The sequence below is a fragment of the Bradyrhizobium huanghuaihaiense genome (genome assembly GCF_025200885.1).
GTDB classification, from domain to species: Bacteria; Pseudomonadota; Alphaproteobacteria; order Rhizobiales; family Xanthobacteraceae; genus Bradyrhizobium; species Bradyrhizobium huanghuaihaiense.
The window spans coordinates 7,585,461-7,611,819 of sequence record NZ_CP104172.1 but is presented as its reverse complement, the minus strand read 5'-3'; the positions used below and the strand labels follow the sequence as shown (position 1 = coordinate 7,611,819).

28 protein-coding genes, 1 tRNA gene and 1 pseudogene are annotated in these 26,359 nt (G+C 63.1%); 18 read left to right on the top strand and 12 right to left on the bottom strand.

What is annotated here, in order from left to right; all coding sequences use genetic code 11:
• Positions 1-90 precede the first annotated feature (90 nt).
• The gene (locus tag N2603_RS35830) at positions 91-273 is read left to right on the top strand and encodes a hypothetical protein (protein ID WP_260385839.1); all 183 of its coding nucleotides are present in this window, start codon (positions 91-93) and stop codon (positions 271-273) included.
• Between the two features lie 24 nt (positions 274-297).
• Entirely contained in the window at positions 298-537 is a 240-nt protein-coding gene (locus tag N2603_RS35825; RefSeq protein ID WP_260385838.1) for a hypothetical protein, read from the top strand.
• A 93-nt stretch (positions 538-630) separates the two neighbouring features.
• Here the strand turns inward: N2603_RS35825 and N2603_RS35820 are convergent, their stop codons facing one another.
• Positions 631-1,269 (bottom strand): MarC family protein, encoded by a 639-nt coding sequence (locus N2603_RS35820; protein ID WP_260424333.1) that lies wholly within the window; start codon positions 1,267-1,269, stop codon positions 631-633.
• Positions 1,270-1,564: 295 nt separating this feature from the next.
• Between N2603_RS35820 and N2603_RS35815 the strand changes: the two are divergent.
• The 3 genes and pseudogenes from N2603_RS35815 to N2603_RS35805 all read left to right on the top strand — a co-directional run bounded on the left by N2603_RS35815 (position 1,565) and on the right by N2603_RS35805 (position 4,642).
• A pseudogene (locus N2603_RS35815) lies at positions 1,565-3,076 on the top strand (ATPase domain-containing protein).
• Positions 3,063-3,587 (top strand): hypothetical protein, encoded by a 525-nt coding sequence (locus N2603_RS35810; RefSeq protein WP_260385837.1) that lies wholly within the window; start codon positions 3,063-3,065, stop codon positions 3,585-3,587. The pseudogene N2603_RS35815 and the gene N2603_RS35810 overlap by 14 nt, the downstream one beginning before the upstream one ends.
• A complete protein-coding gene (locus tag N2603_RS35805) occupies positions 3,587-4,642 on the top strand; it encodes an ATP-binding protein (RefSeq protein ID WP_260385836.1) in 1,056 nt (351 codons plus the stop codon). Before N2603_RS35810 ends, N2603_RS35805 begins: the two co-directional genes overlap by 1 nt.
• 47 nt (positions 4,643-4,689) lie before the next feature.
• Here N2603_RS35805 and N2603_RS35800 read toward each other — a convergent pair whose 3' ends face one another.
• From N2603_RS35800 to N2603_RS35790, 3 genes are all read right to left on the bottom strand, one after another.
• Positions 4,690-4,884: a hypothetical protein gene (locus N2603_RS35800; protein WP_260385835.1), complete on the bottom strand. Its 195-nt coding sequence runs from the start codon at positions 4,882-4,884 to the stop codon at positions 4,690-4,692.
• Positions 4,885-4,957: 73 nt separating this feature from the next.
• A complete protein-coding gene (locus tag N2603_RS35795) occupies positions 4,958-5,455 on the bottom strand; it encodes an Hsp20/alpha crystallin family protein (RefSeq protein ID WP_260424332.1) in 498 nt (165 codons plus the stop codon).
• An 81-nt stretch (positions 5,456-5,536) separates the two neighbouring features.
• The gene (locus N2603_RS35790) at positions 5,537-5,995 is read right to left on the bottom strand and encodes an Hsp20 family protein (protein WP_260385834.1); all 459 of its coding nucleotides are present in this window, start codon (positions 5,993-5,995) and stop codon (positions 5,537-5,539) included.
• A 665-nt stretch (positions 5,996-6,660) separates the two neighbouring features.
• On the opposite strand from N2603_RS35790, the gene N2603_RS35785 reads away from it, so the two are divergent.
• The 4 genes from N2603_RS35785 to N2603_RS35770 are packed head-to-tail and all read left to right on the top strand — an operon-like array spanning position 6,661 to position 9,726.
• Entirely contained in the window at positions 6,661-7,785 is a 1,125-nt protein-coding gene (locus N2603_RS35785) for a glycosyltransferase family 4 protein (RefSeq protein ID WP_260385833.1), read from the top strand.
• Positions 7,786-7,809: 24 nt separating this feature from the next.
• Positions 7,810-8,529 (top strand): RNA polymerase sigma factor, encoded by a 720-nt coding sequence (locus tag N2603_RS35780; protein WP_260385832.1) that lies wholly within the window; start codon positions 7,810-7,812, stop codon positions 8,527-8,529.
• Entirely contained in the window at positions 8,504-8,995 is a 492-nt protein-coding gene (locus tag N2603_RS35775) for a hypothetical protein (RefSeq protein ID WP_260385831.1), read from the top strand. Before N2603_RS35780 ends, N2603_RS35775 begins: the two co-directional genes overlap by 26 nt.
• Entirely contained in the window at positions 8,989-9,726 is a 738-nt protein-coding gene (locus N2603_RS35770) for a baeRF10 domain-containing protein (protein WP_260385830.1), read from the top strand. Before N2603_RS35775 ends, N2603_RS35770 begins: the two co-directional genes overlap by 7 nt.
• A 362-nt stretch (positions 9,727-10,088) precedes the next feature.
• Here N2603_RS35770 and N2603_RS35765 read toward each other — a convergent pair.
• The 3 genes from N2603_RS35765 to N2603_RS35755 all read right to left on the bottom strand — a co-directional run bounded on the left by N2603_RS35765 (position 10,089) and on the right by N2603_RS35755 (position 12,343).
• Positions 10,089-10,163: transfer RNA gene (locus N2603_RS35765), tRNA-Val, on the bottom strand.
• Between the two features lie 159 nt (positions 10,164-10,322).
• On the bottom strand, positions 10,323-11,621 hold the full coding sequence (locus N2603_RS35760; protein WP_260385829.1) for a coiled-coil domain-containing protein: 1,299 nt from the start codon (positions 11,619-11,621) through the stop codon (positions 10,323-10,325).
• Positions 11,622-11,737: 116 nt separating this feature from the next.
• A complete protein-coding gene (locus tag N2603_RS35755) occupies positions 11,738-12,343 on the bottom strand; it encodes a DUF1134 domain-containing protein (protein ID WP_018646986.1) in 606 nt (201 codons plus the stop codon).
• A gap of 139 nt (positions 12,344-12,482) precedes the next feature.
• Between N2603_RS35755 and N2603_RS35750 the strand changes: the two genes are divergently transcribed.
• Positions 12,483-12,968 (top strand): YHS domain-containing (seleno)protein, encoded by a 486-nt coding sequence (locus N2603_RS35750; protein ID WP_018646987.1) that lies wholly within the window; start codon positions 12,483-12,485, stop codon positions 12,966-12,968.
• Here N2603_RS35750 and N2603_RS35745 read toward each other — a convergent pair.
• Positions 12,962-13,789, bottom strand: a complete 828-nt coding sequence (locus N2603_RS35745) for a 3'(2'),5'-bisphosphate nucleotidase CysQ family protein (RefSeq protein ID WP_260385828.1) — start codon at positions 13,787-13,789, stop codon at positions 12,962-12,964. The genes N2603_RS35750 and N2603_RS35745 overlap by 7 nt on opposite strands.
• Before the next feature lie 187 nt (positions 13,790-13,976).
• Here N2603_RS35745 and chpT point away from each other — a divergent pair, with 187 nt between their 5' ends.
• From chpT to N2603_RS35710, 7 genes are all read left to right on the top strand, one after another.
• Positions 13,977-14,630, top strand: a complete 654-nt coding sequence (chpT, locus tag N2603_RS35740) for a histidine phosphotransferase ChpT (protein WP_026312619.1) — start codon at positions 13,977-13,979, stop codon at positions 14,628-14,630.
• Positions 14,631-14,829: 199 nt separating this feature from the next.
• Positions 14,830-17,616, top strand: a complete 2,787-nt coding sequence (locus N2603_RS35735) for a hybrid sensor histidine kinase/response regulator (protein ID WP_260385827.1) — start codon at positions 14,830-14,832, stop codon at positions 17,614-17,616.
• Positions 17,617-17,640: 24 nt separating this feature from the next.
• A complete protein-coding gene (locus N2603_RS35730; RefSeq protein ID WP_260385826.1) occupies positions 17,641-18,108 on the top strand; it encodes a chemotaxis protein CheW in 468 nt (155 codons plus the stop codon).
• 72 nt (positions 18,109-18,180) lie between these two features.
• Positions 18,181-18,546, top strand: coding sequence for a response regulator (locus N2603_RS35725; protein WP_007600538.1), 366 nt, complete (start codon positions 18,181-18,183; stop codon positions 18,544-18,546).
• A gap of 75 nt (positions 18,547-18,621) precedes the next feature.
• The gene (locus N2603_RS35720) at positions 18,622-19,833 is read left to right on the top strand and encodes a protein-glutamate methylesterase/protein-glutamine glutaminase (protein WP_260385825.1); all 1,212 of its coding nucleotides are present in this window, start codon (positions 18,622-18,624) and stop codon (positions 19,831-19,833) included.
• The gene (locus tag N2603_RS35715; RefSeq protein ID WP_018646229.1) at positions 19,830-20,702 is read left to right on the top strand and encodes a CheR family methyltransferase; all 873 of its coding nucleotides are present in this window, start codon (positions 19,830-19,832) and stop codon (positions 20,700-20,702) included. Before N2603_RS35720 ends, N2603_RS35715 begins: the two co-directional genes overlap by 4 nt.
• Positions 20,703-21,016: 314 nt before the next feature.
• Positions 21,017-21,442 (top strand): hypothetical protein, encoded by a 426-nt coding sequence (locus N2603_RS35710; RefSeq protein ID WP_244635928.1) that lies wholly within the window; start codon positions 21,017-21,019, stop codon positions 21,440-21,442.
• A gap of 50 nt (positions 21,443-21,492) precedes the next feature.
• Here the strand turns inward: N2603_RS35710 and N2603_RS35705 are convergent, their stop codons facing one another.
• From N2603_RS35705 to ctrA, 4 genes are all read right to left on the bottom strand, one after another.
• Positions 21,493-22,653 (bottom strand): glutathionylspermidine synthase family protein, encoded by a 1,161-nt coding sequence (locus N2603_RS35705; RefSeq protein WP_260385824.1) that lies wholly within the window; start codon positions 22,651-22,653, stop codon positions 21,493-21,495.
• Between the two features lie 3 nt (positions 22,654-22,656).
• Positions 22,657-23,067: a hypothetical protein gene (locus tag N2603_RS35700; protein WP_260385823.1), complete on the bottom strand. Its 411-nt coding sequence runs from the start codon at positions 23,065-23,067 to the stop codon at positions 22,657-22,659.
• 17 nt (positions 23,068-23,084) lie between these two features.
• A complete protein-coding gene (locus tag N2603_RS35695) occupies positions 23,085-23,489 on the bottom strand; it encodes a DUF350 domain-containing protein (RefSeq protein WP_018646226.1) in 405 nt (134 codons plus the stop codon).
• Positions 23,490-23,799: 310 nt separating this feature from the next.
• Positions 23,800-24,501, bottom strand: coding sequence for a response regulator transcription factor CtrA (gene ctrA / locus N2603_RS35690; protein WP_008138878.1), 702 nt, complete (start codon positions 24,499-24,501; stop codon positions 23,800-23,802).
• 439 nt (positions 24,502-24,940) lie between these two features.
• Between ctrA and fliI the strand changes: the two genes are divergently transcribed.
• Complete coding sequence (gene fliI / locus N2603_RS35685) at positions 24,941-26,266, top strand: flagellar protein export ATPase FliI (protein ID WP_260385821.1); 1,326 nt, start codon at positions 24,941-24,943, stop codon at positions 26,264-26,266.
• Positions 26,267-26,359 lie beyond the last annotated feature (93 nt).

Below are 26,359 nucleotides of genomic sequence, written 5' to 3'. Positions count from 1 at the left end.
TGTCCAGAGCGGACTCTGGCACGCTCCCGGCCGAGCGCCTCGGAGTGTCGCCTTCGCTGCATTGCGACAATGAAGATAAGGTGTCGATCAATGTACCAGCATCCCGAACTCACACCTCTGATGACGAGCGTGGCAATGCTCCTGACGCGAAAGCACCACCTGATCAGCCGCCTAGAAGAAGAGCCAGGTCCAAGGGAGCGCGAGGAGATCGAACGTCTTCTCGAAAAAATAGATGCCGAACTGGACGCGGTTGATAGCCCCGATAACCTTTGAGAACCGCGGAAGGGAGGGGCGATTATGCCGATCGAGCCGGATTCCGACTTGGGCGGTGCCACTCAAGATGAGACGGCATATCTCGAATCGCTGATCCGCCAGGATTTCGAGCAATGCCATCCCGGCGAGACTCTTGACGATCTCAAGCGGCGAGCCTCCTTTTCCAGGGAGGACAGAGGTTTGTTGCGAGATTGGATGGCGATTGCGGCGAGCCGTGCAGCGGCTGAGCGGGCCAAGAGGAGCGACTTCAACTCGGTGGCGTAGTCCCGAGCGCGTCTTCTCGAGATGAGGGATTGATTTCGATCGCCAGCGTTCTTGGCCAAGACTTGCCCTAATAATAATAAAATGAGGATGGTCCTACCGGCTCACCAAGCCAGGCAGTTGGCTCTTGATCCCCGTCATGATGAAATTCACGGCGATTGCCGCGATGATGAGAGCCATCACACGGGTCATAATGTTGATGCCGGTTCGGCCCATGAAGCGTTCGATCGCAGCAGCCATCCACAATGTCAAACCGATCAGTGAGGTCGCGAGGACGGCTGCGGCGGCCAAGAAGGCCTTGCCAAGCCATCCTGGGTTATCGTTCGAGAGGGTGATCATGATGCTCAACTCGGCCGGCCCCACCAGCAAGGGAAACGCAAATGGCGTGATGGCCAGACCATGTATGTCGACCTCGCTATAGTTTGCCTCGTCGGCGCGAGGAATGAACTTTCCATACTGTGCCTGAAACATTTCGAATGCGATCACCAGAACGAGCAGCCCACCGGCGATCCGGAAGTCATCGAGCCCCACATTGAAGAAGGCCAAGATCTCCTTCCCGAACATCGCAGACCCAATGAAGAAAACGGCTACTGCCGCGCAGGCCAAAACGATGATCCGGTGGGTCTTCACCACGCCGGCGCGCCCAGTCATTGCCAGGAAAACCGGGATGGCTCCGACCGGGTTCGTCAGGGCATAAAGAAGCATGATGGTGCCGACAAACTGATTCCAAGCCACAGTCTTCCGAGTCCCTTTGCTCTGGCCTGCCGAGCAGCTGTCGTGCTCAGAGATCTCGTGGGAGCCGGGTAACTCCAACCTCTTATTCGGGTTCCGGCCCGCGGCAGTTTCAGTGGCTTGACAGAACGCCGGAAATTCGTACGAAAATACCCTCCAGGAAGATGTTTGCAGCCATGGTGCCTGCTCAAGGGCTTTGGCCCTGTCTTCGCGAAAACCACGCCAATCACATCCAGCCATGCCAGCCGGGCAGAACGACGTCTGCTGGCCGGCGCGCGCTTGGACATCCGGAAGACAAATGAACATTCCTGAAGGCAGCACCAAAACGCAGGCAATCTCTACGGGCATCGCCGGCTTCGATGGCATTCTCGATGGCGGATACGCATCGCACCGCGTGCACTTGATCGAGGGCCAGCCGGGAACCGGCAAGACCACCCTCGCCCTGCAGTTTCTTCTCGACGGCGTCTCCAGGGAGGAGCGCTGTCTTTACATCACGCTCTCCGAAAGCAAGGACGAACTGCGGCAAGTAGCCGAAACCCACGGCTGGGATCTCGATGGGATCGAGATTTTTGAGCTCGTCCCGGCGGAACTCAGCCTCGACCCCAAGCAGCAACAGACCGTCGTCTATGCCTCTGACCTTGAGCTTGGCGAAACGACGACAATGACCTTCGACGAGGTGAGGCGGGTTGCACCTAAGCGGGTCGTTTTCGATAGCCTCTCCGAAATTAGGCTCCTGGCGCAAAATCCGCTGTGATACCGCCGGCAGGTCATTGCTCTGAAGCATTTCCTGGCCCAGGAGGCCTGCACCGGGTCGTTTCTGGACGACCTTACCGATCAGGCCGACGATCTCAATCTGCACAGTCTCGTCCATGGCGTCGTCAGGCTTGAGCATAATGCGCTGCAATATGGTGCGGAGCGCCGCAGGCTGCGCATCTTCAAGATGAGGGGGCGCAGCTTCCGTGGTGGCTTCCATGATTTCGTCATCCGCAAGGGCGGAATAGTTCTGTTTCCCGGCTGATTGCGTCCGAGCACCTCGATAGCAAGCCGCCGGCAGAACCGCTCCTGAGTGGTATCAACGAGCTGGATCAATTGCTGGGAAGTGGTCTCGACCGGGGCACGAGTACCCTGCTCATGGGGCCGTCTGGCTCCGGCAAATCATCCATCGCCATGCAGTTCGTGATGGCGGCGCTCGCTCGTGGTGAGCGCGCCCTCTTTGTGACCTTTGATGAGACCAAAGCAATCCTGATGAAACGTGCAGCGGGCATGGGCTGGTACTTGGATCAGCCATCGCATCGGGCAGTTGGTGCTCGAGCAAGTCGATCCCGCAGAGCTTTCCCCCGGAGAACTCACAGGGATGGTTCGCCGGCGGGTCGAGACGGACAATGTCCGGGTAGTGGTAGTGGACAGCTTAAGCGGATATCAGAACGCCATGCCTGCCGAGCAGTTCATGCTGCTCCTCATGCACGAAATGCTGACCTATCTGAATCACCGCGGTGTCGTGACGATCCTGACCCTTGCGCAGCACGGCCTTGTCGGGTCGATGCAATCAAGCGTCGACCTCACCTATCTGAGCGACGCAGTCTTGCTGTTGCGCTTCTTCGAAGCTGCTGGAAAAATCCGCCGCGCGATCTCGGTCCTAAAGAAACGCACCGGACGCCACGAAGACGAAATTAGAGAGTACCGGCTAGATAACCGCGGAATTCGCGTCGGGCCGCCGCTGGCGGAATTCCAGGGCGTGTTATCAGGCTCGCCGATCTATACCGGCCAGCACGGCGCGCTACTTACGGCAGCTGCCGATGGACGGTCGTGAGAAGAGCCAAAGCGGCCCGGTACTCGTCCTAGCGCCGTTTGGCCGTGACGCCAGCGTGGTTTGTTCGGCTCTGCGCGACGTCGGCATTCAGGCATTAGAGCAGTCGAGCCTTTCCGAACTGGTGTCCAGCTTGAGTGATGCTGCCGCCGCCGTCATTGCAGAGGAAGCGCTCGTTCACGAGCATCGTGGCGCCTTGGCTGATTGGATCGCCAATCAGCCGCCATGGTCGGATTTTCCTTTCGTGCTGCTAACGCTGAGAACCGGCAACAATGGCCCGGCTCTTACCGAACTCATCGATCTGCTTGGACACGTCACGGTCCTTGAGCGACCATTGGCCGCCACCTCTCTCAAGAGTGCGGTGCTCGCAGCAGTGCGCGGTCGCAGGCGGCAGCGACAGGCTGAACAGTATCTGAGGCAATTGAAGCAGCTGGCCGACACGCTCGAGCGGCGCGTGGGGAGGCGGTCGGGCAACTCACGGGCGGCATCGCGCACGACTTCAATAATCTGCTGATGGCAATCATCGGCAATCTTGAGCTGATTGCCCGGCGGGTGGAGGACGAACGCATTCAGCGATACGTCCGGAATGCCATGCATGGAGCGCAGCGCGGGGCCAAGCTCGTCGGGCAGCTGCTGACATTCTCCCGCAAGCAGCGGCTCGCGCCGGAGCCCGTCGACGTCAATCAACTCGTTTGCACGGTTGCGGAGATGTTGTCCAGAACCCTGGGAGCCTCCATCCGGGTCGACGTAGTCACACAGAGGGATCTTTGGCCTGCACTGGTCGATGCGACCCAACTAGAGCTGATGTTGCTCAATCTCGCGATCAATGCACGAGACGCGATGCCTGAGGGGGGCCTTCTTACGATAGAGACAAACATTCTCCACAGTGTCCCGGAAGATCTGCAGACTGAGCTCAAGCGGGGTGAGTATGTCTCGATCGCAGTGAAAGATACTGGTACCGGTATGCCTCCGGAAGTCCTGGCCCGAGCCTTCGATCCATTCTTCACGACCAAGGAGCCCGGTAAGGGAACGGGTCTCGGATTGTCGCAGGTCTACGGATTTGCCCGCCAGTCCAGCGGGACAGCGAAAATTGAGAGTCAGGTTGGGCGGGGAACGGTTGTGCGAATACTCTTGCCCCGATCGACCGATGTAGTTGTACGAGGCGAAGATCGCCAATTGAGTCCTCCAAGTGTGGGAGCAAGGGAGCACATCCTTGTTGTGGACGACGATGCCAGCGTGCTCGAAACGACACGGAGCATGCTTGACGATCTCGGGTACCAGGCGATCGCGGCTGACAATCTGGATGCTGCGTTAGCAACCCTTTCTCATCAAGCCATCGATTTGGCGATTATCGACCTCGCGATGCCTGGCGTCTCGGGGCTGGACGTCGGGCTCGAACTTCAACGGCAGCAGCCCGGCCTGCCGGTCGTGTACTGCAGCGGCTATCCAGATCTCATCGAAGAAACCGGCAAACGTATGAACGGCAGTGTGCTCCTCAGCAAGCCGTTTTCCTCGCGGGAACTCTCAGCCAAGATCGAAGCGATGCTACACACAAAAGCCAGCCAATAGTCTGCTCAAGTCGGACGCATGCTAACGCAACTTAGCTCCGCTCGCTCTCAGTCGAGACCGGTCCGCACCATCGCGCGAGCCAACTCAAGTTCGCTGATCGCTTGGCGCAGCGATCGACGGGCTCCGTCCTTATCCCCATTCGCACAGGCCACTTTCAATTCCTTGATGTGCTGGGCCGCGATCTCCGCATGTGCAACGACATCCGAAGCGCCTGCGAAACTGGATTTCCGCCTTGTGTCCATGTCCGGCACATCTCCGCGACGGTTTGCTCTATTAGAAGCAGGACGGGAGCGGAGACCGCTCCCGTCGATTTTGTCATTTCGAGTTGATCGCGATACGCTTTACCTTGGATTCTGCTTGCGGCAGCTTTGGCATGGTGACAGTCAGCACTCCGTTCTTGAACGCAGCAGAAATCTTGTCCTGGTCCACGTCTTCGATCGGGATGCGCCGTTCAAATCTGCCGTAGTACCGCTCGCTGAACCGGCGATCCTTATCTTCCGTCTCGGTCTTCTTCTCTCCCTTGATCGAGAGAACGCCATGGGCGAGTTCGATCTGGACGTCTTTCTCGTCGAGACCTGGCAACTCTGCCGTGACTTTCACGTCCTTGTCGGTCTCGTTGACCTCGATGCTCGGCCAATTCATCGACTGCTCGAGAAAGCCGCCGCCAAATGGCGCGACATCGAAGCCGCGGAAGACATCATCGAATAGCCGGTTCATCTCCCGGTGCAGGGTTAGAACCGGATTGTAGTTTTCGGAGCGACGGGTGGTCAGATCACGACCGCGGCCCCAGGGGATCAGATCAGTGATAGCCATAGAGCTTCTCCTTTTCTTTTGTTCCAAAGCTTCGCGACGTGGCGAGCCCACGCCGCAAAAATCAATTCCGCGCAGGCGGTGTTATGCCGCTTGCTTGTTCTCACCTTGCTGGTGATCATCACGTGTGCCGATCGCAATCTGGCGCGGCTTTATCGCCTCGGGAACCTCCCGAACCAGATCGATCTTGAGCATGCCATTCTCGAACGAGGCGCCCTTCACTTGCACGTACTCGGCCAGATTGAAGGTCCGTCGGAACGGGCGCGAAGAGATGCCTTGATAGAGATATTGATGGCTGCCCTTTTCGGCCTTGCGACCCTCGACGGTCAGCGTGTTCTGCTCGGCCGTGATGGAGACCTCGTCAGGCGTGAAGCCGGCAAGAGCCAGCGAGATTTGGTAGTGGTCCTCACCGACACGTTCGATGTCGTAAGGCGGGTAATTGTCCCCGCCGGTCCATCGGCCGGAGTCGTCCTCGAGAAGGTCAAACAGACGATCGAACCCGATCGTCGATCGCCACAGGGGGGCAAGATCAAGCGTGGTCATAGCCATATCCTCCTTTGAGCAACATGGATAAGAGCACCTCGGACACCTGCCGGGTGCCCGCTGACCGGGCCCTGTACCAGGCGCCCAATCGTGCCGTGCAATTGCTGCGCGGCTACCCATGAAATTAGAAGCGCGTCGTATCGTTTCAAGGCCTTCCAGGCACTTGCGAAAATTGCGGTGTCGCACCCATGTCTTTGTTGGGTCCGGCTGAGACGAATCTGGAAGGGGTTCCTATCGTCCTGCTGCGCCTCGGCCGGTCCCTCGAACCTTACCTGAAGTGAGAGTGACCATGGCCCAAGCAGCGCCTCACGATGTGATCGAGACAGCGCTTCTGGAATCTTTTCCTGCGAGTGATCCGCCGTGCTTCGCCGCGCTCGGTGTCAACATCGGATCTCCTAGCCGGTTTGGTATCTCGCGCGCGGAGCCCCTTGAGCTTAGCCCCCGGCCCTCGGCTGCAGGGCGGGCTGGGCGGAAGGTGACCGCCGCTGATCGCCCTGCTGACGGACAGCCATTCTCAAGCCGACGTTCCATGATAGCAGCGGATGCTGCCTTCGCGGAACGGTTTGAGGTTCACAGCGCTGCCGCGCGCCGGCATGGCCATGCTGGCGGCGCCCAGGCCTAATGTTGGACGAGTAATGTCCCGAATTGGAAATGCGGAGGACCGAATGAAGATCGCGCAGATTGCCCCGCTATTCGAGAGCGTGCCGCCCCGGCTCTATGGCGGTACTGAGCGGGTCGTGCACTACCTGACGGAAGAATTGGTCAGACAGGGTCACAAGGTCACCCTGTTCGCGAGCGGGGACTCCATCACTTCCGCCGAGCTCGTTCCCTGCACGCCGCGGGCCCTGCGCCTCGACCCGGATGTTGCAAATTCCATCCCGCATCAAATGGTGCTGCTCGACAAGGTGCGGGAGCGCTCTGGGGAGTTCGACGTCCTCCACTTCCACGTCGACTACTTGCACTTTCCGCTGTTTCGGACCGAGGCGGGACGGACATTAACGACCCTCCACGGACGGCAGGACCTGCCAGACCACCTGCCGTTCTATGCCCATTTTCCTGAGATGCCGTTGGTGTCGATCTCCAACGCGCAGCGCGCGCCCCTGCCGCGAGCCAATTTCATCTCAACTGTATACCACGGGCTGCCGCTCGATCTGCACAAGCCGGCCTATGACCCGCGCGGTAACTATCTCGCCTTCCTCGGGCGAATTTCACCCGAGAAGCGGCCAGACCGCGCCATTGCAATCGCGCGCGCAGCAGGACTGCCGTTGAAGATTGCCGCGAAGATCGATCATGCCGATGAGGTCTACTTCCGCGATACCATTGCGCCGCTGCTCGACGGCCCGGGGGTGGAGTTCATCGGCGAAATCAATGAGAGCGAAAAGACGGAATTTCTGGGAAACGCCGCAGCACTGCTGTTTCCGATCGATTGGCCGGAGCCGTTTGGCCTCGTGATGATCGAGGCTATGGCATGCGGCACGCCGGTTTTGGCGTTCCGCGGTGGGTCGGTCGCCGAGATCATCGAAGACGGCATCACCGGATGTATCGTCGATAGCGTGGAAGAGGCCGTGCAGGCCGTGCCAAACTTGCTCGCGCTGGACCGTAAGGCCGTGCGCGCCCGTTTTGAGGAGCGTTTCTCCGCAACGCGCATGGCGGCCGATTACGTGAAGCTTTATCAGAAGATGCTGCGAAAGCGCGCAGCATCCGAGCGTCACCTGTCGAGCTTGGCGGAGCATTTGACCGCCAGAGCGCACGCTCCGGCGGGAGCTGCATCTCAAAGTGAACCCAATTGAGGAGGCCCAATACGGGACGTCACCATGACATCCAGGGATGTCTCCACTGCCGGCGCACCCGGACCGACGCCGACGCAGGGTATGAGCTTAGAGAACGACGCAGCCTGGTTGCGTTGCCTTGACGGCGATCGAGATGCCTTCCACGGCTTGATTGGCCCTCATCTGGGCGAACTGCTCTCCGCTGCGCAGCGAGACATCAGATACCACGTCGCTGTCGCTGATCTTCGAGCTGGCGATCTCTCGGCAGAGGAGCTCGTTGGCGAGACCCTGCTGCGCGCTTGGCGAGACCGCCGTACTCGGCCGCGGCTCCTCTGTCTTCGCGCGTGGCTGCTTGGACTGCAGTTTCGTGTGCAGATGCGCATCGTAGGGCAGGAGCAATTACTGCGGCGTCTCATTTCCGTGTCGCTGGAGGCGCGCGCGCCCGAGCCACCCATCTACGATGATGATGAAGGCTTCTACGAGTGGTTCCAACCGGACGAGGTGGTGCGCTGGGAAGATGTTTTGGCCACTAAGACCCATGTTGAGCCCGCTGCCGAGGTATTCGAAGAAAACGTTCCGGGCCTTTCGCCAGTCGCGCGCCAAGTGTTGGTCATGCGCCATATACATCGCCTCAGCTTCACCGAAATCGCCGTTGGCTTGCGGCTCTCGCGGGAGACCCTGTCGCAGCTATGGCGAGAGGGGCATGCCCGCCTGGCCGAACTGTTGAGGAGAAACGCAAATGAAGGCTCTCAGCCCCGCCATTGATGCGCATCATGCGCTCACTCCCGAATTGCGCGAACAGATCGTTCAGAATGTGCGCGCACGGTTGCAAGACCCCCCATATCGTCTGCTCTCCCCCGAGCATTTCCGTACTCTTGCAATACTTGACACAGCTGGCCATCCCGTGGTCAGCCTGTATCTAGAGCTGACCCCGGAGCGACGCGTTGGGCGCGCATGGAAGTCGGCTTTCTCGGCCCTCACCCACCAGGTCTTTCAGACGATGGACGAGGCTGAGCGGAACAGCGTTACGCCGACCTCCAGGATATTCAGCGCGCGCTGGACGACCAACTGCCTGAACTTGGACGGGGTGCTGCATTTTTTGCGTGCCGTGAGCGTGGGATCTGGCGTCAGATCGCTCTGCCAATTCCGTTGCCTGATAGAATCCAGATCGGTCCCCGGCCATATCTCCGACCTCTGTTGCGCTGCTGCGGCCGGAGCGACCGCATGCTAGTTGCGCTGCTGTCGCGCGAGCAGAGCCGATTTTTTGTCAGCCACCTCGGCACCGTCGAAGAGATTTACCGGGTAAAGGGGCAGCGGATTCGTGGCATGCTGACCGACCGCGTTCCTCGCGACCGCCGCGATGCGTTGGCAAACCAGCTCATGAAGGACGAGGCAAAGGCCTTGGCTTCCATGACGGAAGTCATCGGCCGGGAGCTCGAAACGTCTCATTTCTTGCTATGCGCGCCGCCCGATATGAATGCCGCCTTCCGCGCTCATCTGTCCAAGGAGTCTCTGTCCCGCCTCGGGATGTTCGAGGCGAACGTACATGCCTCGCCCACGGAAATCGGTGCCGCGGCCGCCGCCATACAAGAGCAGCTGAAAGTCCGTGAAGAGCGCGAGCTTGTTGATCAGTTGCGCGAAGCAAGCCCGGTCGCGGTCTCGACGGGAGTGCAGGAGGCGCTCGATTGCCTGAGTGAGGGGCGAGTCCTCACCTTGATCGCTGACGACAGCTACGCTGCTGACGGCACCCATTGCCGCCAGTGCGGGTGTTTGTTCGAGACGACGCAGCTATCCAAGTGCCCAGCGTGCGGCGAGACCGATCTAGAGCCGATCGACGACCTGGTAGAAGCGGCGCTCCAGCAGGCGCTTGAGCGCAGGGCCCAGGTCGTGTTCGTTCGCGATCCTGCTTGCCGGTCAGCGCTTGCAGAGAAGGCGCCACTGCAGGCGTTGCTGCGTTACTGAGCGAAGACGGCAGCCCCCCGCAGCGGCTGCCTTTGCTGCCGACATCGGTTCAGGATGGTTTGAAGACGGCGTTTCAAGCGGCTGCGACAATTCGATTCAAGCCGACGTGCAGCCAAGTCTACATATCAGAGCTCGCGCGAAGGTCGAATGAGCCGCGGATAAATCAAAGCGGCCGACGAAAAGCGGGTGTCTCATCGAAGTCCACTCACCAGGCCATAACCGAGGCGCCCGTTGAGCCTTGTAACAACGCTGAGCCATTTTTCTTGAGCGGTGCTGAATTGAGTGCCCCTGTTGTGCCCTGGGCTTTTCGGGGCACTCTGCCGGGGAATCGATCTGCTAAGCTATTGGAAATGTGGGACTAATGGTGGGCGCACAAGGGATCGAACCTTGGACCTCTCCCGTGTGAAGGGAACGCTCTCCCGCTGAGCTATGCGCCCGGGACCATCATGCAGGCGGCCGGACTTTCGGCCGGCCGACGCATTGGAGCCCGCGATTTAGAAGTGCGGGCTTGAGGTGTCAAGTTTCCAGGCGCCATGGATCCGAAAAACCTTGCTCGATCACGCAATTCGCCAGGGAAACCGCCTTTTCGGCCCGCTTTACGCGCCCTGCTGGCGGGCGCGGGAGGCGTGGGCCTGGAGCGCGCGGATGCGCTCGGCCAGCGTTCCGCCGCCCTCGGGCAGGGTGGCTGCGGCCGCGCCATTGGTCGTGGCGTCGTTGGCGGGGCGGGGCACCGGCTTCGGCGGCTGGCCGGCCTCGGCCGCCAGCAGCGCCTCGATCGGGGAGTTCGGGCCTTCGAGCTGCATCGCCAGCTTGGCGACCTCGGCGGCGATGTCGTTGATGCGCTCGCGCAGCAGCGCGTTCTCCATCCGCTCGGTCGCCCAGGAGCTTTCCGCCTGCTGCTGGATCGCGTTGATGTCACGCTGGAGTTTTGCACGCTCGTCGCGCGCGGAGCGGAGCTGCTCCTCCAGCGCGGTCTTTTCCGCGCGCAGCCCCTCGAATGCAGCCGACGATTTGCCGCCGCTCAGGGCGGCGATCTCGACGCGCAGCTCCTTGGCGGTGCGCTCCGAAGTCTCATTGGCCTGGCGGAGCTGGTTGTTCTCGTAGTCGCGCTCGGCGAGCAGCTTGCCCTGCGTCGCAAGGCGGCCCTCGAGGTCGGCGACGCGCCCCGACAGCATCTCGGCCTCCTTGACCTGCACGATCAGCTGGCGATCGAGCTCGGTGACGCGCTGGCTCAGATTCTCGACCCGGCCGCGGGCATCGCCGAGCTCACGCGAGGCGGTCTCGGATTCGGTACGCTCCTGCGCGAGGCGCGCTTGCGTCGCGGCAAATTCCTTCTCGGCATCGCCGACGCGGTTCTTCAGCTCCTCGATCTGCGTGCGCACCGCGACCAGTTCGACCTGGCGGCTCTCCGCCATCATCGAGCGGTCCGACAGTTCGGAGTTGATCTTGGCGAGCTCGTGCTGCTTGTCGGTCAGCGCATTCTCGGCAGAGCGCAAGCTTTCCGTCTTGGCGGCGAATTCCTCTTCGGTGGCGCGGAGCTGCTCCTTCACCGCCTTCTCGCGCGCTTCGAGTGCGAAGATCGTGGCGTTCTTCTCGCCCAGCTCGATCTTCATGCGGTTGATGGCGTCGCTCTTCTTGCCGAGCTCGGCGAGCTGGCTCGTGGTCTTGTTCTTGAGCTGCTCGACACTCATCTCGAGCCGTCGCGCCGACATGGCGAATTCGGCGCGGAGCTGGTCCTTGTCGGCCTGGATCTCCGCCATCGACAGCGGGGTGGCGGCCTCGAGCCGGCGCGTGGTCAGGCGGACCGCGCGGTTATGCACCAGCGGCACGATGGCAAGCCCGCACAGCATCGCCAGCAGGAAACCGATCGCCAGGTACATGATCGGTTCGACCATGGGCCAGAACTCCCAAAGCTAAGGAAAAATTTACCAACGACAATGCATGCGGGGCCGGCAAAAAGCCAGCCCCGGCCTGTCGTTAACCTTGATCCCTCACAGGATGGGAAGGAGCCCTAGAAGGGGTTCCAGGTCGCGCGCGGCGTGTATTTGAGGTAGCCGATATTGGCGCCGAGCCGCAGGCCGAGGCCCGAGCGGATCGGCACCAGCACGATGTTGTTGGCAGTGAGCGCCGTCATGCCGAAGCCGCCGATGATGTAGGCCGAGCCGTCGAGGCCGGCGAAGCGCTGGTAGATCGCGTTGGTGGCGGGCAGGTTGTAGACCAGCGTCATGGTGCGCGCGCCGTCGCCGCCCCAGTCGAAGCCGAGCGAGGGGCCCTGCCAATAGACGCGGAGGTCGCCGGCGTTCTTGGTGTAGAGCGTGCCCTCGCCGTAGCGCAGGCCGGCGACGAAGGCGCCGGAGCCTTCCTCACCCAGGATGTAGCCGTTCGGCAGACCCCATTGGCTGACGGCCTTCTCGATGATCGAGGCGAGCCCGCGCGAGACGTTGCCGAAGAAGCGGTGGCCGGCCGTCACCAGCTCGTCCGGCCCATAGGTACTGGGCGTCGGGGTGCGCTGTGGCGGCGGCAGATTGGGCGGCGGCGCCTGCTGGGCCGAGGCCGGCACGATCCAGCCGACCATCGCGGCAAGCGCGAGCGCAGCAAGGCGTGATGCGAAAGTCATAAAAGAACCCCTGGTATCGAATCCGATCGCTTCCTTAACCTGACGCCAACAGGCACGGCCCTAGGTTGCGCCGGATGTCCCCTCGACTCGGATGTTATCCGCAGCAACTATGACGGCACAACGGCAGGAAGATAGCCCTTTGCGCCCCGGAATTGCCTTGATCGGCCGTCTCCTCGGCCTACTGGCGGCCATTTGGATCGCCTGTCCGGGATTGCCGGCCCAGGCTGCCACCACCGAGCGGATCGTCGTCAACCGGTTCAGCGGCGTCGCCATCGAGGGTTTCGACCCCGTCGGCTATTTCGTCGACGGCGCCGCCGAGCAGGGCACAGCCGAGTTCGAGGCCAACCTCTGGGGCGCGGTCTGGCGCTTCCGGAACGAGGGCAACCGGGCCTCCTTCCTGGCCCATCCCGAGGTCTATGGTCCACAGTTTGGCGGCTATGACCCCGCCGACATCGCCCGCGGCGTCACCAATGCCGGCAACCCGCGCTTCTTCGCGATCGTGGCGCAGCGGCTTTATTTGTTCAGCCGGGAAGCCAATCGCGACGCCTTCGCCGCCGATCCGGAGCGCTTCCTCTATGAGGTCGGCAAGCGGTGGCCGGCGCTCCAGGAGCAGCTCAGTCAGTAGCAACCTACCGCCTGCGGGTCGCCCCAGGCGACGAATTCCGGGATGATGAAGCCGGTATCGCGCCGCTGGCCGAAGCTGAGCTCGCCGCCCTTGCCGTCGGTCACCCTGCCGCCGGCGGCGGTCACGACCGCGCAGCCGGCCCCGACGTCCCATTCCGAGGTCGGCCCGAACCGGGGATAGATGTCGGCGCTGCCTTCCGCGATCCGGCCGAATTTCACGGCCGAGCCACAGGTCTTTCTCAGCGCGTTGGGCCTGTTGTCGATGAACGCTTCGCTTTTGGGATCGCCATGCGACCGGCTCACCGCCGCGACCCAGGGCGCGCCCGGTGCCGGCAGCTTGCGGGTGTGGATCGGCTCGGCGTCACCAATGGCCGCGCCGTCAAACCGCACGCGCTCGGCGCCGCGGCCGACGATGCCGCGCCAGAGCAGCCCGAGCGCGGGGGCGCTGACGATGCCGAGCAAGGGAACGCCCCGGGTCACCAGCGCGAGATTGACGGTGAACTCGTCACGGCCGGCGACGAACTCCTTGGTGCCGTCGAGCGGATCGATCAGGAAGAAACTGCCCTGGAACGGCGGCGCGGCGACCTGGGTCCGCTCTTCCGAGAGCGTCGGGACGTCGCCCGCGAGCTGGCCCAGGCCGTCGGCGATGATGCGGTCGGCGGCAAGGTCCGCCTCGGTCACCGGCGAGCCGTCCTGCTTGCCGTCGACCCGCATCGCCGCGCGGTTGACGGCAAGGATCGCTTCGCCCGCCTTTACCACCAGCGCGGTGAGCGGCTCCATCAATCCGGATGCGGCCTCGGCCTCGATGATCCTCACCTGCATGCCTCATTCATCGGCAAGTCTTACCCTCTCGGTTGATTCGCCCGCGGCCTTTATGGCCGCTTCGAACCTATCGCAAGCTAGCTGCCACCGGCTGGCGAATGTTAGAACCCGCAGCATCCGTCAAGCATGCGTGATTCGCGGCGTCCAGCGCCGTGCAAATTCCAGGAACCCTCCAGGACCCCATTATATGTCTGACGCCTCGTCGCCCGCGACTGCTACTGCTCCCGATATGCTCGAACTCGCCGCGCTGCTGTGCTCGCGGGTCTGCCACGATCTCATCAGCCCGGTCGGTGCCATCGTCAACGGGCTCGAAGTGCTCGACGACGATCCCAAGCCGGAGGACCGCGAGTTCGCGCTCGACCTGATTCGCAAGAGCGCCAAGACCGCCTCCGCCCGCCTCCAGTTCTGCCGTCTCGCCTTCGGTGCCGCCGGCTCGTCCGGCGCCCAGATCGACCTCGGCGATGCCCAGACTATGGCGAAGGGCCACATCGAGGACGGCAAGTGCTCGATCACCTGGAATCTGCCACGGCTCCTGCTGCCGAAGAATCGCGTCAAGCTGCTGCTCAACATGCTGGTCGTTTCCCAGCATACGATCCCGCGTGGCGGCATGCTGACGGTCGATCCGATCGGCGAGGGCGAGACGATGAGCTTCCGCATCACCGCGACCGGACATAATGCGCGCCTGCCGCAGAACATCTCCGAACTCCTGAGCGGCGAACGGGGACCCGCCGCGGATGCGCACGCGATCCAGCCTTATTATACGCGGCTGCTCGCGCAGGCCTGCGGGCTCACCGTGACGCTCAAGCCCGAGGGCGAAGCCATCATCGTTACCGCTTCGTAAACGCGCGGACCGCGCGCTCAGAGGTTAATCCAATCTTTACGAGGCGCTTCGGCTTGTCCGGAGCGCCTTATCTCTTTGTTGGTTCCGTTCTTTTCCACATACTCAACCATTATTAAACGCTTTGCGGTGAAGCTGGCCCCATTCGGAAAATGGCGCATCACGCCTCGTGCGCGCCCTCCCTGTATGAAGGCCTGTTTTCATGGATGATCTGTTGCGGGAGTTTTTGACGGAGACCAGCGAGAGCCTGGACACCGTCGACAATCAGCTGGTGAAGTTCGAGCAGGAGCCGAACAACGCCAAGATCCTGGATAACATCTTCCGCCTGGTCCACACCATCAAGGGCACCTGCGGCTTCCTCGGCCTGCCGCGGCTCGAAGCGCTGGCGCATGCCGGCGAGACGCTGATGGGCAAATTCCGCGACGGCATGCCGGTGACCGCCGAGGCGGTGACGGTGATCCTGTCCTCGATCGACCGCATCAAGGAGATTCTGGCCGGGCTCGAGGCGACCGAAGCCGAGCCCGAGGGTAACGATCGCGACCTCATCGACAAGCTGGAAGCGATGGTCGAGCAGGGCATGGCGGCCATGGCCGCGGGCGCTGCTGCGCCTGTCGCCGACGCGCCGCCGCTGGCGCCGGAAGCACCAGTTGCCGCTCCGGCAAAGGAGATGACCACGGGCTCGCTGATCGATCAGACCCTGGAGCGTCCGCTGCGTCCGGGCGAAGTCTCGCTCGACGAGCTCGAGCGCGCCTTCCGCGAGACCGCGATCGAAGCGCCGGTCCCCGCGCCCGTCGCCAAGGCCGAGCCCGCTGCTGAAGTTCCTGCGCCTGCGGCCAAGGAAGCTGCAAAGGAAGCTGCAAAGCCCGCCAAGGAGAAGGCCGCGCCGAAGAAATCGATGGCCGACGAGACGGCGAGCGAGGGCGACCGCATCGCCAACCAGTCGATCCGCGTCAACGTGGACACGCTGGAGCATCTGATGACCATGGTCTCCGAGCTGGTCTTGACCCGCAACCAGCTCTTGGAGATATCAAGGCGCAACGAGGACACCGAGTTCAAGGTGCCCTTGCAGCGCCTCTCCAACGTCACCGCCGAGCTGCAGGAAGGCGTCATGAAGACGCGCATGCAGCCGATCGGCAATGCCTGGCAGAAGCTGCCCCGCATCGTCCGCGACCTCTCGAGCGAACTCGGCAAGCAGATCGAGCTCGAGATGCACGGCGCCGACACCGAGCTCGACCGCCAGGTGCTCGATTTGATCAAGGACCCGCTCACCCACATGGTGCGCAACTCCGCGGACCATGGCCTGGAGACCCCCGCCGAGCGCTTGGCGAGCGGCAAGGGCGAGCAGGGCACCATTCGCCTCTCCGCCTATCACGAGGGCGGCCACATCATCATCTGCATCGCCGACAACGGCCGCGGCCTCAACACCGAGAAGATCAAGGCCAAGGCGATCTCTAGCGGTCTCGTCACCGAGGCTGAGCTCGAGAAGATGAGCGAAGCCCAGATCCACAAGTTCATCTTCGCGCCGGGCTTCTCGACCGCGGCCGCCATCACCTCGGTCTCGGGCCGCGGCGTCGGCATGGACGTGGTCCGCACCAATATCGACCAGATCGGCGGCACCATCGACATCAAGTCGGTGGCGGGTGAGGGCTCGAGCGTCACCATCAAGATCCCGCTGACGCTCGCCATCGTCTCGGCGCTGATCGTCGAGGCCGCCGGCGACCGCTTCGCCATCCCGCAGCTCTCGGTGGTCGAGCTGGTCCGCGCCCGCGCCAACAGCGAGCACCGCATCGAGCGCATCAAGGACACCGCGGTCCTGCGCCTGCGCAACAAGCTGCTGCCGCTGATCCACCTGAAGAAGCTCCTCAAGATCGACGACGGCGCGGCCAGCGATCCCGAGAACGGCTTCATCGTGGTGACGCAAGTCGGCAGCCAGACCTTCGGCATCGTCGTCGACGGCGTGTTCCACACCGAAGAAATCGTGGTCAAGCCGATGTCGACCAAGCTTCGTCACATCGACATGTTCTCCGGCAACACCATCTTGGGCGATGGCGCGGTCATCATGATCATCGACCCCAACGGCATTGCCAAGGCACTCGGCGCCGCCGGCTCCTCGGCCCATGACATGGGCGACGAGAACGGCGCGCACCACATCGGCTCGGGCGAGCAGACCACCTCGCTCCTGGTGTTCCGCGCCGGCTCGTCCCAGCCCAAGGCGGTCCCGCTCGGCCTCGTCACGCGCCTGGAAGAGCTCCCCGCCGACAAGATCGAGTTCTCCAACGGCCGCTACATGGTGCAGTACCGCGAGCAGCTGATGCCGCTGGTCGCCATGGAAGGCGTCACCATTGCCAGCCAAGGCGCCCAGCCGATCCTGGTGTTCGCCGACGACGGCCGCTCCATGGGCCTCGTCGTCGACGAGATCATCGACATCGTCGAGGAGCGCCTCAACATCGAGGTCGGCGGCTCCAGCCAGGGCATTCTGGGCTCGGCCGTGATCAAGGGCCAGGCCACCGAGGTGATCGACGTCGGCCACTTCCTGCCGATGGCGTTCGCCGACTGGTTCACCCGCAAGGAGATGAAGCCGTCGATGCATTCGCAGTCGGTGCTGCTGGTCGACGACTCTGCGTTCTTCCGCAACATGCTGGCGCCGGTGCTGAAGGCCGCCGGCTACCGCGTCCGCACCGCGCCGACCGCGCAGGAAGGCTTGGCGGCATTGCGCGCGCAAAACTTCGACGTGATCCTGACCGACATCGAGATGCCCGACATGAACGGGTTCGAGTTTGCCGAGACCATCCGCTCCGACAACAACCTCGCCGCGACGCCGATCATCGGTCTCTCGGCGCTGGTGTCGCCGGCGGCAATCGAGCGCGGCCGGCAGGCCGGCTTCCACGACTACGTCGCCAAGTTCGACCGTCCCGGTCTGATTGCGGCGCTGAAGGAGCAGACCGCGGGCGCCGCCGGCGCCTCCGAGCTGAGCCGGGCGGCGGCGTAACCAACGGGATCAGGAGTCAGATCGATGAGCAGCAAGACCCAATCCAGCGACGCCATGGTCGAATACGTCACCGCGATGATCGGCGGCCAGCTGTTCGGCCTGCCGATCTCCCGCGTCCAGGACGTGTTCATGCCCGAGCGCGTCACCCGCGTGCCCTTGTCCTCGCGCGAGATCGCGGGGGTCCTGAACCTGCGCGGCCGCATCGTCACCGTGGTCGACATGCGCTCGCGTCTCGGCCTGCCCAGGGACGAGGACGGCAAGACCCCGATGGCGGTCGGCGTCGATCTGCGCGGCGAATCCTATGGCCTCTTGATCGACCAGATCGGCGAGGTGCTGCGCCTGCCCGAGGCCGGCATGGAAGAGAACCCCGTCAACCTCGATCCCCGCATGGCCAAGCTCGCCGGCGGTGTCCACCGCCTCGACGGCCAGCTCATGGTCGTGCTCGACGTCGATCGCGTCCTCGAGCTCGCGCCCGAGATGATGGCGGCTTGATACGGCGGCATTGCCGCCGACGTGCCAGTAATTGGAAGTGTCCCCGCAAGGGGACAGGAAGCAGAGGTTCACATGCGAACTTGTCTCGTCGTTGATGATTCCAGCGTCATCCGCAAGGTCGCGCGCCGGATCCTGGAGGGCCTCGACTTCCAGATCCTCGAAGCCGAGGACGGTGAGAAGGCGCTGGAGGCCTGTAAGCGCGGCCTGCCCGACGCGGTGCTGCTCGACTGGAACATGCCGGTCATGGATGGCTACGAGTTCCTCGGCCATCTCCGCCGCATGCCCGGCGGCGACCAGCCCAAGGTGGTGTTCTGCACCACCGAGAACGACGTCGCGCACATTGCGCGTGCGCTGCACGCCGGCGCCAACGAGTACATCATGAAGCCGTTCGACAAGGACATCGTGACGGCGAAGTTCCAGGAAGTCGGACTTATCTGAGCGAACGTCCGGAGGCTGAACGGATCCTTCGGCGATTGTTTTCAACTGAACCGTTTCAGTCTGAGTTGGTGAGTAATGAGTGTTGCGTTCGCAGGTAATTCGACCACGGGCACGTCGCGCGAAGCCGGGCCGCTGCGGGTGATGATCGTCGACGACTCCGTCGTCATCCGCGGTCTGATCTCGCGCTGGATCGGTGCCGAGCACGACATGGAGGTCGCTGCGTCCTTGCGCACCGGGCTCGAGGCGGTCAACCAGCTCGAACGCATCAACCCTGACGTTGCCGTGCTCGACATCGAAATGCCCGAGCTCGACGGCATCTCGGCGCTGCCGAAATTGCTGGCGAAGAAGCGCGATCTCGTCATCATCATGGCCTCGACGCTGACACGCCGCAATGCGGAGATCAGCTTCAAGGCGCTGTCGCTCGGCGCAGCCGACTACATTCCGAAGCCGGAATCGACGCGCGAGGCTTCGGCCGCCGATACCTTTCATCACGACCTGATCCAGAAGATCCGCCATCTCGGTGCGCGGCTGCGCCGCAAGCCTGCGGTCGCGAGCCCGCCGCTCGCGCCGGCGAGCCCTGCTGCTCCGACTGCCCCGGCTGCGCGCGCACCGGCCATCGTCCGGCCCGCCGCGCCTGCACCCGCTCCGGCCTTGCATGCTCCGTCGACAGGAGTGCTGTCGACGCGCCCGTTCTCGACCCAGGCTCCGAAGGTGCTGCTGATCGGCTCCTCGACCGGCGGTCCGCAGGCGCTGATGGCGCTCGTCACCGAGCTCGGGCCTGTGATCGACCGCTTCCCGGTGCTGATCACCCAGCACATGCCGCCGACCTTCACCACCATTCTTGCCGAGCATCTGGCGCGTTCGAGCCGCAAGCCGGCGGCCGAGGCGGTTGACGGCGAGCCGGTGAAGCCGGGACGCATCTACCTTGCGCCCGGCGGCAAGCACATGCGCCTCGCACGCAGCGGCGCAGACACGGTGATCGCGCTCGACGACGGGCCCGCCGTCAATTTCTGCAAGCCCGCGGTCGATCCGCTCTTCACCTCCGCCATCGACATCTGGCACGGCGCCATCCTCTCGGTGATCCTGACGGGCATGGGCTCGGACGGCATGCGCGGCGGCAAGGACATCGTCGCGGCCGGCGGCAGCGTGATTGCGCAGGACGAAGCCTCCAGCGTGGTCTGGGGCATGCCGGGCGCGGCCGCCAATGCCGGCATCTGCGCGGCGATCCTGCCGCTCAACCAGATCGGCGCCAAGGTCAACCGCCTGTTCGCGGGAGACCGCTCGTGACCCCGACGGACTACGATTATCTGCGCAAGTTCCTGAAAGAGCGCTCGGGTCTCGATCTCTCGCCCGACAAGCAATATCTGGTCGAGAGCCGGTTGCTGCCGCTCGCGCGCAAGGCAAGCCTTCCCGGCATTCCCGATCTCGTGCTCAAGATCAGGAACGGCGACGGCCGGCTTGCGACCGACGTCGTCGAAGCCATGACCACCAACGAGACATTCTTCTACCGCGACAAGATTCCATTCGATCATCTGCGCGAGACGATCTTGCCCGGCCTGATCCAGGCCCGCGCCGCGCGCAAGTCGATCCGCATCTGGTCGGCGGCCTCGTCGACCGGGCAGGAGCCTTACTCGATCGCGATGTGCGTGAAGGAGATGGGGGCGGCTCTCGCCGGCTGGCGCATCGAGATCGTCGCCACCGATCTGTCGCAGGAGGTGCTGGAGAAGTCCAAGGCCGGCGTCTACAGCCAGTTCGAGGTGCAGCGCGGCCTGCCGATCCAGCAATTGATGAAATACTTCACGCAAGTCGGCGAGCTCTGGCAGCTCAATGCCGACATTCGCGCCATGGTGCAGTTCCGCCAGCTCAACCTGCTGCAGGACTTCTCCCATCTCGGCACGTTCGACGTGATCTTCTGCCGCAACGTGCTGATCTATTTCGATCAGGACACCAAGGCCGTGATCTTCGAGCGCATGGCGAAGGCGATGGAGGCCGACGGCACGCTGCTACTCGGGGCTGCCGAATCCGTCGTCGGCATCACCGACGCATTCCGTCCGATCACCGAGCGCCGCGGCCTCTATCAGCTCAACCCGGCACGCTCCGGTCGCGCGATGGGCGGCTTGATGCCGCAGCCGCTGAAGGTTGCCGCCGCGAGGTGAAGTGGCCGAACGGCGGGCGCTCTGCGAGAGCGCCATCGTTGTGGACGATCGGCAAAATCTGACGAGATATCTTCCGTCATCGTGCGCGACTCTGCACGAGCATTTGAGCGCTCGCGAATTACTCCGCTACCGCGCAACACCGATTGCGCCGCGATGCAGCATGATCGCGGCGCTGATGAGCATTTGAAGGTTGTGCTATGCTGCCGATGGTTCCGCTCAACCAAGGCGGGATTCCATTCCATCCTGAACGAATTTGAGGAGGACATACCATGCGAATGTCTTGTGCCTCGTACTTTTTATTGATCGCGATTTCGTTGCCGGCGACTGCTCGCGCCGGCGAGCAAGTGCTCGAATTCAAGCTCGTCACGAAGCCAGTGGACGTCAAGGTCACCGAGGTCGCGAATGTCGAAGGTCAGATGGTCATGTCCGGCAAGATGTTCGGCGTTGCCTTCTTCAAGGACGGCCGCATTGCCGTGAAGGACTTCGTCAATTCCTCCGACTTGCTCAAGGGCTCAGGACCGATGTTCGGCTACAGCACCTACACCTTCGACGACGGCTCTTCGATCACGGCGCGCTATACCGGCGCGGTGAAGGACGGCAAGGCGAAGGGCGAATACACGATCCTGTCGGGCACCGGGACGTACGCCAACGCGACGGGCACAGGCGGCTTCGAGAGCGTGCAAAGCGGGTTCAAGGGCGCGGGCCTGTATGACGGAAGATTTATCGTCAAGACACCTTAGGTCTGCACCTTCGCGCTCGCGTCCCTCGCCAATAAGGCCGCGAGCGCATTTCACAAAATCGCATGCGGCAGAAACCGCGAGCCGTTGCCCGTGATCGGGCTTTCGTCCTCGCGGATCGACAAGCCGCACGGCTCATGATCCACCAGCCAGCTTCCGATCACCGGATAGAAGCCTGAAAAATTCGGCAGCGGTGCCAACGCCTGCCGTATGAAACCTTCAGCGCCATAGGGGCCCGCCTGCTCGTCGAGCGGCGTGCCGCCCGACACCAGCGTGACATTGGCGCCTTCGCGCGACAGCAATGGCTTGCGCACATAGGAACTGCCGAGCTCGGCAGCGCGTGGATCATCCTCGAAGAAGGCCGGCAGCAGATTGGGATGGTTCGGAAACATCTCCCAGAGCAGCGGCAAAATGCCCTTGTTGGAGATCACCGCCTTCCATGGCGGCTCGATCCAGCGCGTCGGGGCCTCCTCGAGCTTTGCGCCGAAGGCGTCCTGGACCATCCATTCCCAGGGATAGAGCTTGAAGGCGAGCGCGATGTCGGCATCGTCGAGATCGACGAAGCCGCCGCCCTCATCGCGCCAGCCGACCTGCTCGATGTCGAGCAGCGTGGTCGAGAGCCCGGCCTGGCGCGCGGTGTCCTCGAGATAGGCGAGCGTGCCGGCGTCCTCGTCATTGCCTGTCGTGCCGGTGAGATGCAGGTGGCGGCCGGCGGCGATAGTCTTCCATGCCGCGATCAGCCGCTCGTGGATGGAGTTGAACTGATCGGCGCGCGCGGGAATGATGCGGCGCTCGATCGCCTGTTCGAGCCAGGTCCATTGGAACACGGCGGCCTCGAAGATCGAGGTTGGCGTATCCGCGTTGTATTCGAGCAGCTTTGCCGGCTCCTTGCCGTCGAACTTCAGGTCGAGCCGACCGTAGAGGCTGCGGTCGTCGCGCGCCCAGCTCTCGGCGATCAGGCTCCAGAACGCCTCCGGAATCTTCAGGCGCCGCAGATGCCGCTCGTCGCCGATGACGCGGCCGGCAAGCTCCAGGCACATCGCGTCGATCTCGCCGGTCGGCGTTTCGATGCCGCGCTCGATCTCGTCGAGCGTGAAGGCGTAGTAGGCGCGCTCGTCCCAATAGCGGTCGCCGCCATTGGTGTGGAAGACGAAGCCGCATTGCGCTGCGGTCTCCCGCCAGTCGTCGCGTTCGAGACAGGTGATGCGTTGCATGGATCAACCGCCGCCCGAGAAGCCATGCCCGAACGAGCCGAAGCCGCCGCGGCTCACGCTGCTGTGGCCCGAGTCGGACGACGTGCTTGACGAGGAGTGGCTCGAGGAATCGCTGCTGAAGAAGCTCGATCGCGACGATGAGCCCGAGCCGCCGCTGCCGCCCGAGGAGCTGCTTCTGCTGCTACTGCATGCGGTGCTGGTCTGCACCGTCGGATCCGTCCCGGGAGGAGGGGGCTCGCAAGTCTGCCGCGGCATCAGCGTGTAGGCGGTGGTGCCGACCGCGATCGTGCCCATCACCAGCAGCGCGACATGGCCGGAGCGCTTCACCGGCTGCTCCCTCGGCGGCAGCGGCAGGTCCGCCGGCAGGCGCGGCCGGCGCCTGCTGAACTCCTTGCTGGGGGGCTCGTTGGCCATATCACTTCGCTACCATGTCAGTAGATCATGCAGGCGGCGTTCAGCAGGCCCGCGGCGAGCGACGACAGCCCGAGCCAGATGGCGGGCGCAAGCTCGCCGGCGGCGATCCGCGCCGACAGGTTCGGCACCGGCACCCTGACGAGAAAGAACACGATGACCTGGACGATCAGCGCGATCGTTGCCCAGATCAGGCAGTCCAGCACATTGGCCGAATGCGCGATGGCGCTGACCAGCGGCGCGACGAAGCCGAGCAGGCTGAGGCCGAGCGCGATCGCGGCGGCCGGCTCGTTGTCGCGGATCAGCTGGAACTCATTGTAGGGGGTGATGCGGGTATAGACGAACAGATACGCCACGATCGCGATCAGGCCGGTGCAGAAATAGACCAGGAAGGCGGGCAGGCCGGCGAGTGATTGCAGGATCATCGTTCCCCCATCGTGCAGCGACCATTCGTCGGCGGGAGAAGCATAGCGGTTCAACGTTAGAGGTGGGTGAAGCCGTATCGGCACGGTCGGTGCAACCTCTCCCGCTTGCGGGGGAGGTCGCTGCGCGCGAGCGCAGCGGGTGGAGGCTCTCTCCACACGGGGACTGCCGATGCGGAGACAGCCGCACCCCGACCCTCTCCCGCAAGCGGGAGAGGGAGAAGACGTCCCCAAAAACGAAAACCCCGCCATTTGCGGCGGGGTCCAGGCTGGGAGGAGCAAGCCCCGGGGGGCTTGCGACGTAACCCTGAGATCAGGCGGGGATGCGCTCTTCGTGCTCGTGCGGCTCGCGCAGCACGTAGCCGCGGCCCCACACGGTCTCGATGAAGTTGCGGCCTTCGGAGGCGTTGGCGAGCTTCTTGCGGAGCTTGCAGATGAAGACGTCGATGATCTTCAGCTCCGGCTCGTCCATGCCGCCATAGAGGTGGTTGAGGAACATTTCCTTGGTGAGGGTCGTGCCCTTGCGGAGCGAAAGCAGCTCCAGCATCTGATATTCCTTGCCGGTCAGATGCACGCGCTGGCCGCCGACTTCGACCGTCTTGGTGTCGAGGTTGACGACGAGGTCGCCGGTCTGGATGACCGACTGGGCATGGCCCTTGGAGCGGCGCACGATCGCGTGGATGCGGGCCACCAGCTCGTCCTTGTGGAAGGGCTTGGTCATGTAGTCGTCGGCGCCGACGCCGAGACCCTTGACCTTGTCCTCGATGCCGGCGAGGCCGGAGAGGATCAGAATCGGTGTCTTGATCTTGGAGACCCGGAGCTGCTTGAGCACGTCGTAGCCGGACATGTCGGGCAGGTTGAGGTCGAGGAGAATAATGTCGTAATCGTAAAGTTTACCGAGATCGACGCCTTCTTCCCCCAAATCGGTCGTGTAGACGTTGAAGCTCTCAGACTTCAGCATCAGCTCGATCGACTGCGCGACGGCGCTGTCATCTTCAATCAGCAAAACGCGCATGCCAGTTCCCCATAGTCGCCGCTCCTGGGCGTCAGGTCGGCCGCATTCGCGGCACTCAACAAAACGCCTTTGAACAACTGATTCGGATCCTGACAACAGATGGTTAACAAACTCTGATTCTGGAACGCAAGTCCCCCCAGTGCAATTTTTGTCGAATCGCCCTAAGGTCTTGCGCTGGAAGCAGCTTTCGTTACCCCGATCTGTTCAAGCTCCACTTTAAGAGACGGGCCTAACCGACTCCCGCGACTCAGCCTTCTTCTGAAGGGGAGGCGCGCTCAGTCACAAAGACAGTGACGCAATGATTAATGATGCGGGTAAACACGGAGTTAAGCGCCGTTCAGAAATATGGCGAAACTTAAGAGTTTCACCGTGAAGGCCCGGAGCACGACGGCGGTCACCTCATGTCGGCCCTCTCATCTCTTATGAAGGCGCGCCCCCTATGAAGGCTCTTGCCGAACAGATCGGCGACATCGACGGCGCCAACATCTATGGCCGTGTGGTCGGCGTGCGCGGCCTGATGGTCGAGGTGGCCGGTCCCATCCATGCGATGTCGGTGGGTGCGCGGCTCGTGATCGAAACCGGCGCCAATCGTTCCATCCCCTGCGAGGTGATCGGCTTCTCCGGCAACAACGCTGTGGTGATGCCGTTCGCCGGGCTCGACGGCGTGCGCCGCGGCTGCAAGGCCATCATCGCCAATGCCGCCAACCAGGTGCGGCCCTCGTCGGCCTGGCTCGGTCGTGTCGTCAATGCGCTGGGCGAGCCGATCGACGGCAAGGGGCCACTGCCGCAGGGCTCTTCGCCGATGCCGTTCCGCAATACGCCGCCGCCGGCGCATTCCAGGAAGCGCGTCGGCGCGCCGCTCGATCTCGGCGTGCGCGCGATGAACACCTTCCTCACCTGCTGCCGCGGCCAGCGCATGGGCATTTTCGCGGGCTCCGGCGTCGGCAAATCGGTGCTGCTGTCGATGCTCGCGCGCAACGTCGATGCCGCCGTCAGCGTCATCGGGCTGATCGGCGAACGCGGCCGCGAGGTGCAGGAATTCCTGCAGGACGATCTCGGCGAGGAGGGCCTCGCACGCTCCGTCGTCGTGGTCGCAACCTCCGACGAGCCGGCGCTGATGCGCCGCCAGGCCGCGTATCTGACGCTCGCGGTCGCCGAGTATTTCCGCGACGAGGACCAGGACGTGCTCTGCCTGATGGACTCGGTGACGCGCTTTGCCATGGCCCAGCGCGAGATCGGCCTGTCCGCCGGCGAGCCGCCGACCGCCAAGGGCTATACGCCGACCGTGTTCACCGAGCTGCCGAAGCTCTTGGAGCGGGCCGGGCCGGGCCTGGGCGAAGGCGCCATCACCGCCATCTTCACCGTGCTGGTCGACGGCGACGACCACAACGAGCCGATCGCGGACGCCGTCCGCGGCATCCTCGACGGCCATATCGTGATGCAGCGCTCGATCGCCGAGCGCGGCCGCTACCCCGCGATCAACATCCTCAAATCCGTCTCCCGCACCATGCCGAAATCGGCCGACCCGCAGTTCTGGCCGACCATCCAGAAGGCGCGGGCGGTGATGGCGACCTATGCCGACATGGAGGAATTGATCCGGCTGGGCGCCTACCGGGCCGGCTCCAGCCCCGAGGTGGACGAGGCGATCCGGCTGCACGAACCGCTGGAGGCGTTCTTGCGGCAGCGCAAGGACGAAAATGCCTCACTGGCGGACGGCTATCGGCAGTTGGCGCAAATCCTCGGCAATTTGGAAACGGAACGCTAACTTTGTCAGTTCATCATCCGATCCCACAGAGTAGCAGAGCCGGTCTTGGCCCTCATCGGGCCTGTGGGGAGACCGGTGCCGTCCCAATGTGTG

Bases quoted from the DNA above. Each gene is read 5' to 3' on its own strand.
- N2603_RS35830 (WP_260385839.1), top strand. From the start codon at position 91: ATGTACCAGCATCCCGAACTCACACCTCTGATGACGAGCGTGGCAATG.
- N2603_RS35825 (WP_260385838.1), top strand. From the start codon at position 298: ATGCCGATCGAGCCGGATTCCGACTTGGGCGGTGCCACTCAAGATGAG.
- N2603_RS35810 (WP_260385837.1), top strand. From the start codon at position 3,063: ATGGACGGTCGTGAGAAGAGCCAAAGCGGCCCGGTACTCGTCCTAGCG.
- N2603_RS35805 (WP_260385836.1), top strand. From the start codon at position 3,587: ATGGCAATCATCGGCAATCTTGAGCTGATTGCCCGGCGGGTGGAGGAC.
- N2603_RS35800 (WP_260385835.1), bottom strand. From the start codon at position 4,884: ATGGACACAAGGCGGAAATCCAGTTTCGCAGGCGCTTCGGATGTCGTT.
- N2603_RS35795 (WP_260424332.1), bottom strand. From the start codon at position 5,455: ATGGCTATCACTGATCTGATCCCCTGGGGCCGCGGTCGTGATCTGACC.
- N2603_RS35790 (WP_260385834.1), bottom strand. From the start codon at position 5,995: ATGACCACGCTTGATCTTGCCCCCCTGTGGCGATCGACGATCGGGTTC.
- N2603_RS35785 (WP_260385833.1), top strand. From the start codon at position 6,661: ATGAAGATCGCGCAGATTGCCCCGCTATTCGAGAGCGTGCCGCCCCGG.
- N2603_RS35780 (WP_260385832.1), top strand. From the start codon at position 7,810: ATGACATCCAGGGATGTCTCCACTGCCGGCGCACCCGGACCGACGCCG.
- N2603_RS35775 (WP_260385831.1), top strand. From the start codon at position 8,504: ATGAAGGCTCTCAGCCCCGCCATTGATGCGCATCATGCGCTCACTCCC.
- N2603_RS35770 (WP_260385830.1), top strand. From the start codon at position 8,989: ATGCTAGTTGCGCTGCTGTCGCGCGAGCAGAGCCGATTTTTTGTCAGC.
- N2603_RS35760 (WP_260385829.1), bottom strand. From the start codon at position 11,621: ATGGTCGAACCGATCATGTACCTGGCGATCGGTTTCCTGCTGGCGATG.
- N2603_RS35755 (WP_018646986.1), bottom strand. From the start codon at position 12,343: ATGACTTTCGCATCACGCCTTGCTGCGCTCGCGCTTGCCGCGATGGTC.
- N2603_RS35745 (WP_260385828.1), bottom strand. From the start codon at position 13,789: ATGCAGGTGAGGATCATCGAGGCCGAGGCCGCATCCGGATTGATGGAG.
- chpT (WP_026312619.1), top strand. From the start codon at position 13,977: ATGTCTGACGCCTCGTCGCCCGCGACTGCTACTGCTCCCGATATGCTC.
- N2603_RS35735 (WP_260385827.1), top strand. From the start codon at position 14,830: ATGGATGATCTGTTGCGGGAGTTTTTGACGGAGACCAGCGAGAGCCTG.
- N2603_RS35730 (WP_260385826.1), top strand. From the start codon at position 17,641: ATGAGCAGCAAGACCCAATCCAGCGACGCCATGGTCGAATACGTCACC.
- N2603_RS35725 (WP_007600538.1), top strand. From the start codon at position 18,181: ATGCGAACTTGTCTCGTCGTTGATGATTCCAGCGTCATCCGCAAGGTC.
- N2603_RS35720 (WP_260385825.1), top strand. From the start codon at position 18,622: ATGAGTGTTGCGTTCGCAGGTAATTCGACCACGGGCACGTCGCGCGAA.
- N2603_RS35705 (WP_260385824.1), bottom strand. From the start codon at position 22,653: ATGCAACGCATCACCTGTCTCGAACGCGACGACTGGCGGGAGACCGCA.
- N2603_RS35700 (WP_260385823.1), bottom strand. From the start codon at position 23,067: ATGGCCAACGAGCCCCCCAGCAAGGAGTTCAGCAGGCGCCGGCCGCGC.
- N2603_RS35695 (WP_018646226.1), bottom strand. From the start codon at position 23,489: ATGATCCTGCAATCACTCGCCGGCCTGCCCGCCTTCCTGGTCTATTTC.
- ctrA (WP_008138878.1), bottom strand. From the start codon at position 24,501: ATGCGCGTTTTGCTGATTGAAGATGACAGCGCCGTCGCGCAGTCGATC.
- fliI (WP_260385821.1), top strand. From the start codon at position 24,941: ATGAAGGCTCTTGCCGAACAGATCGGCGACATCGACGGCGCCAACATC.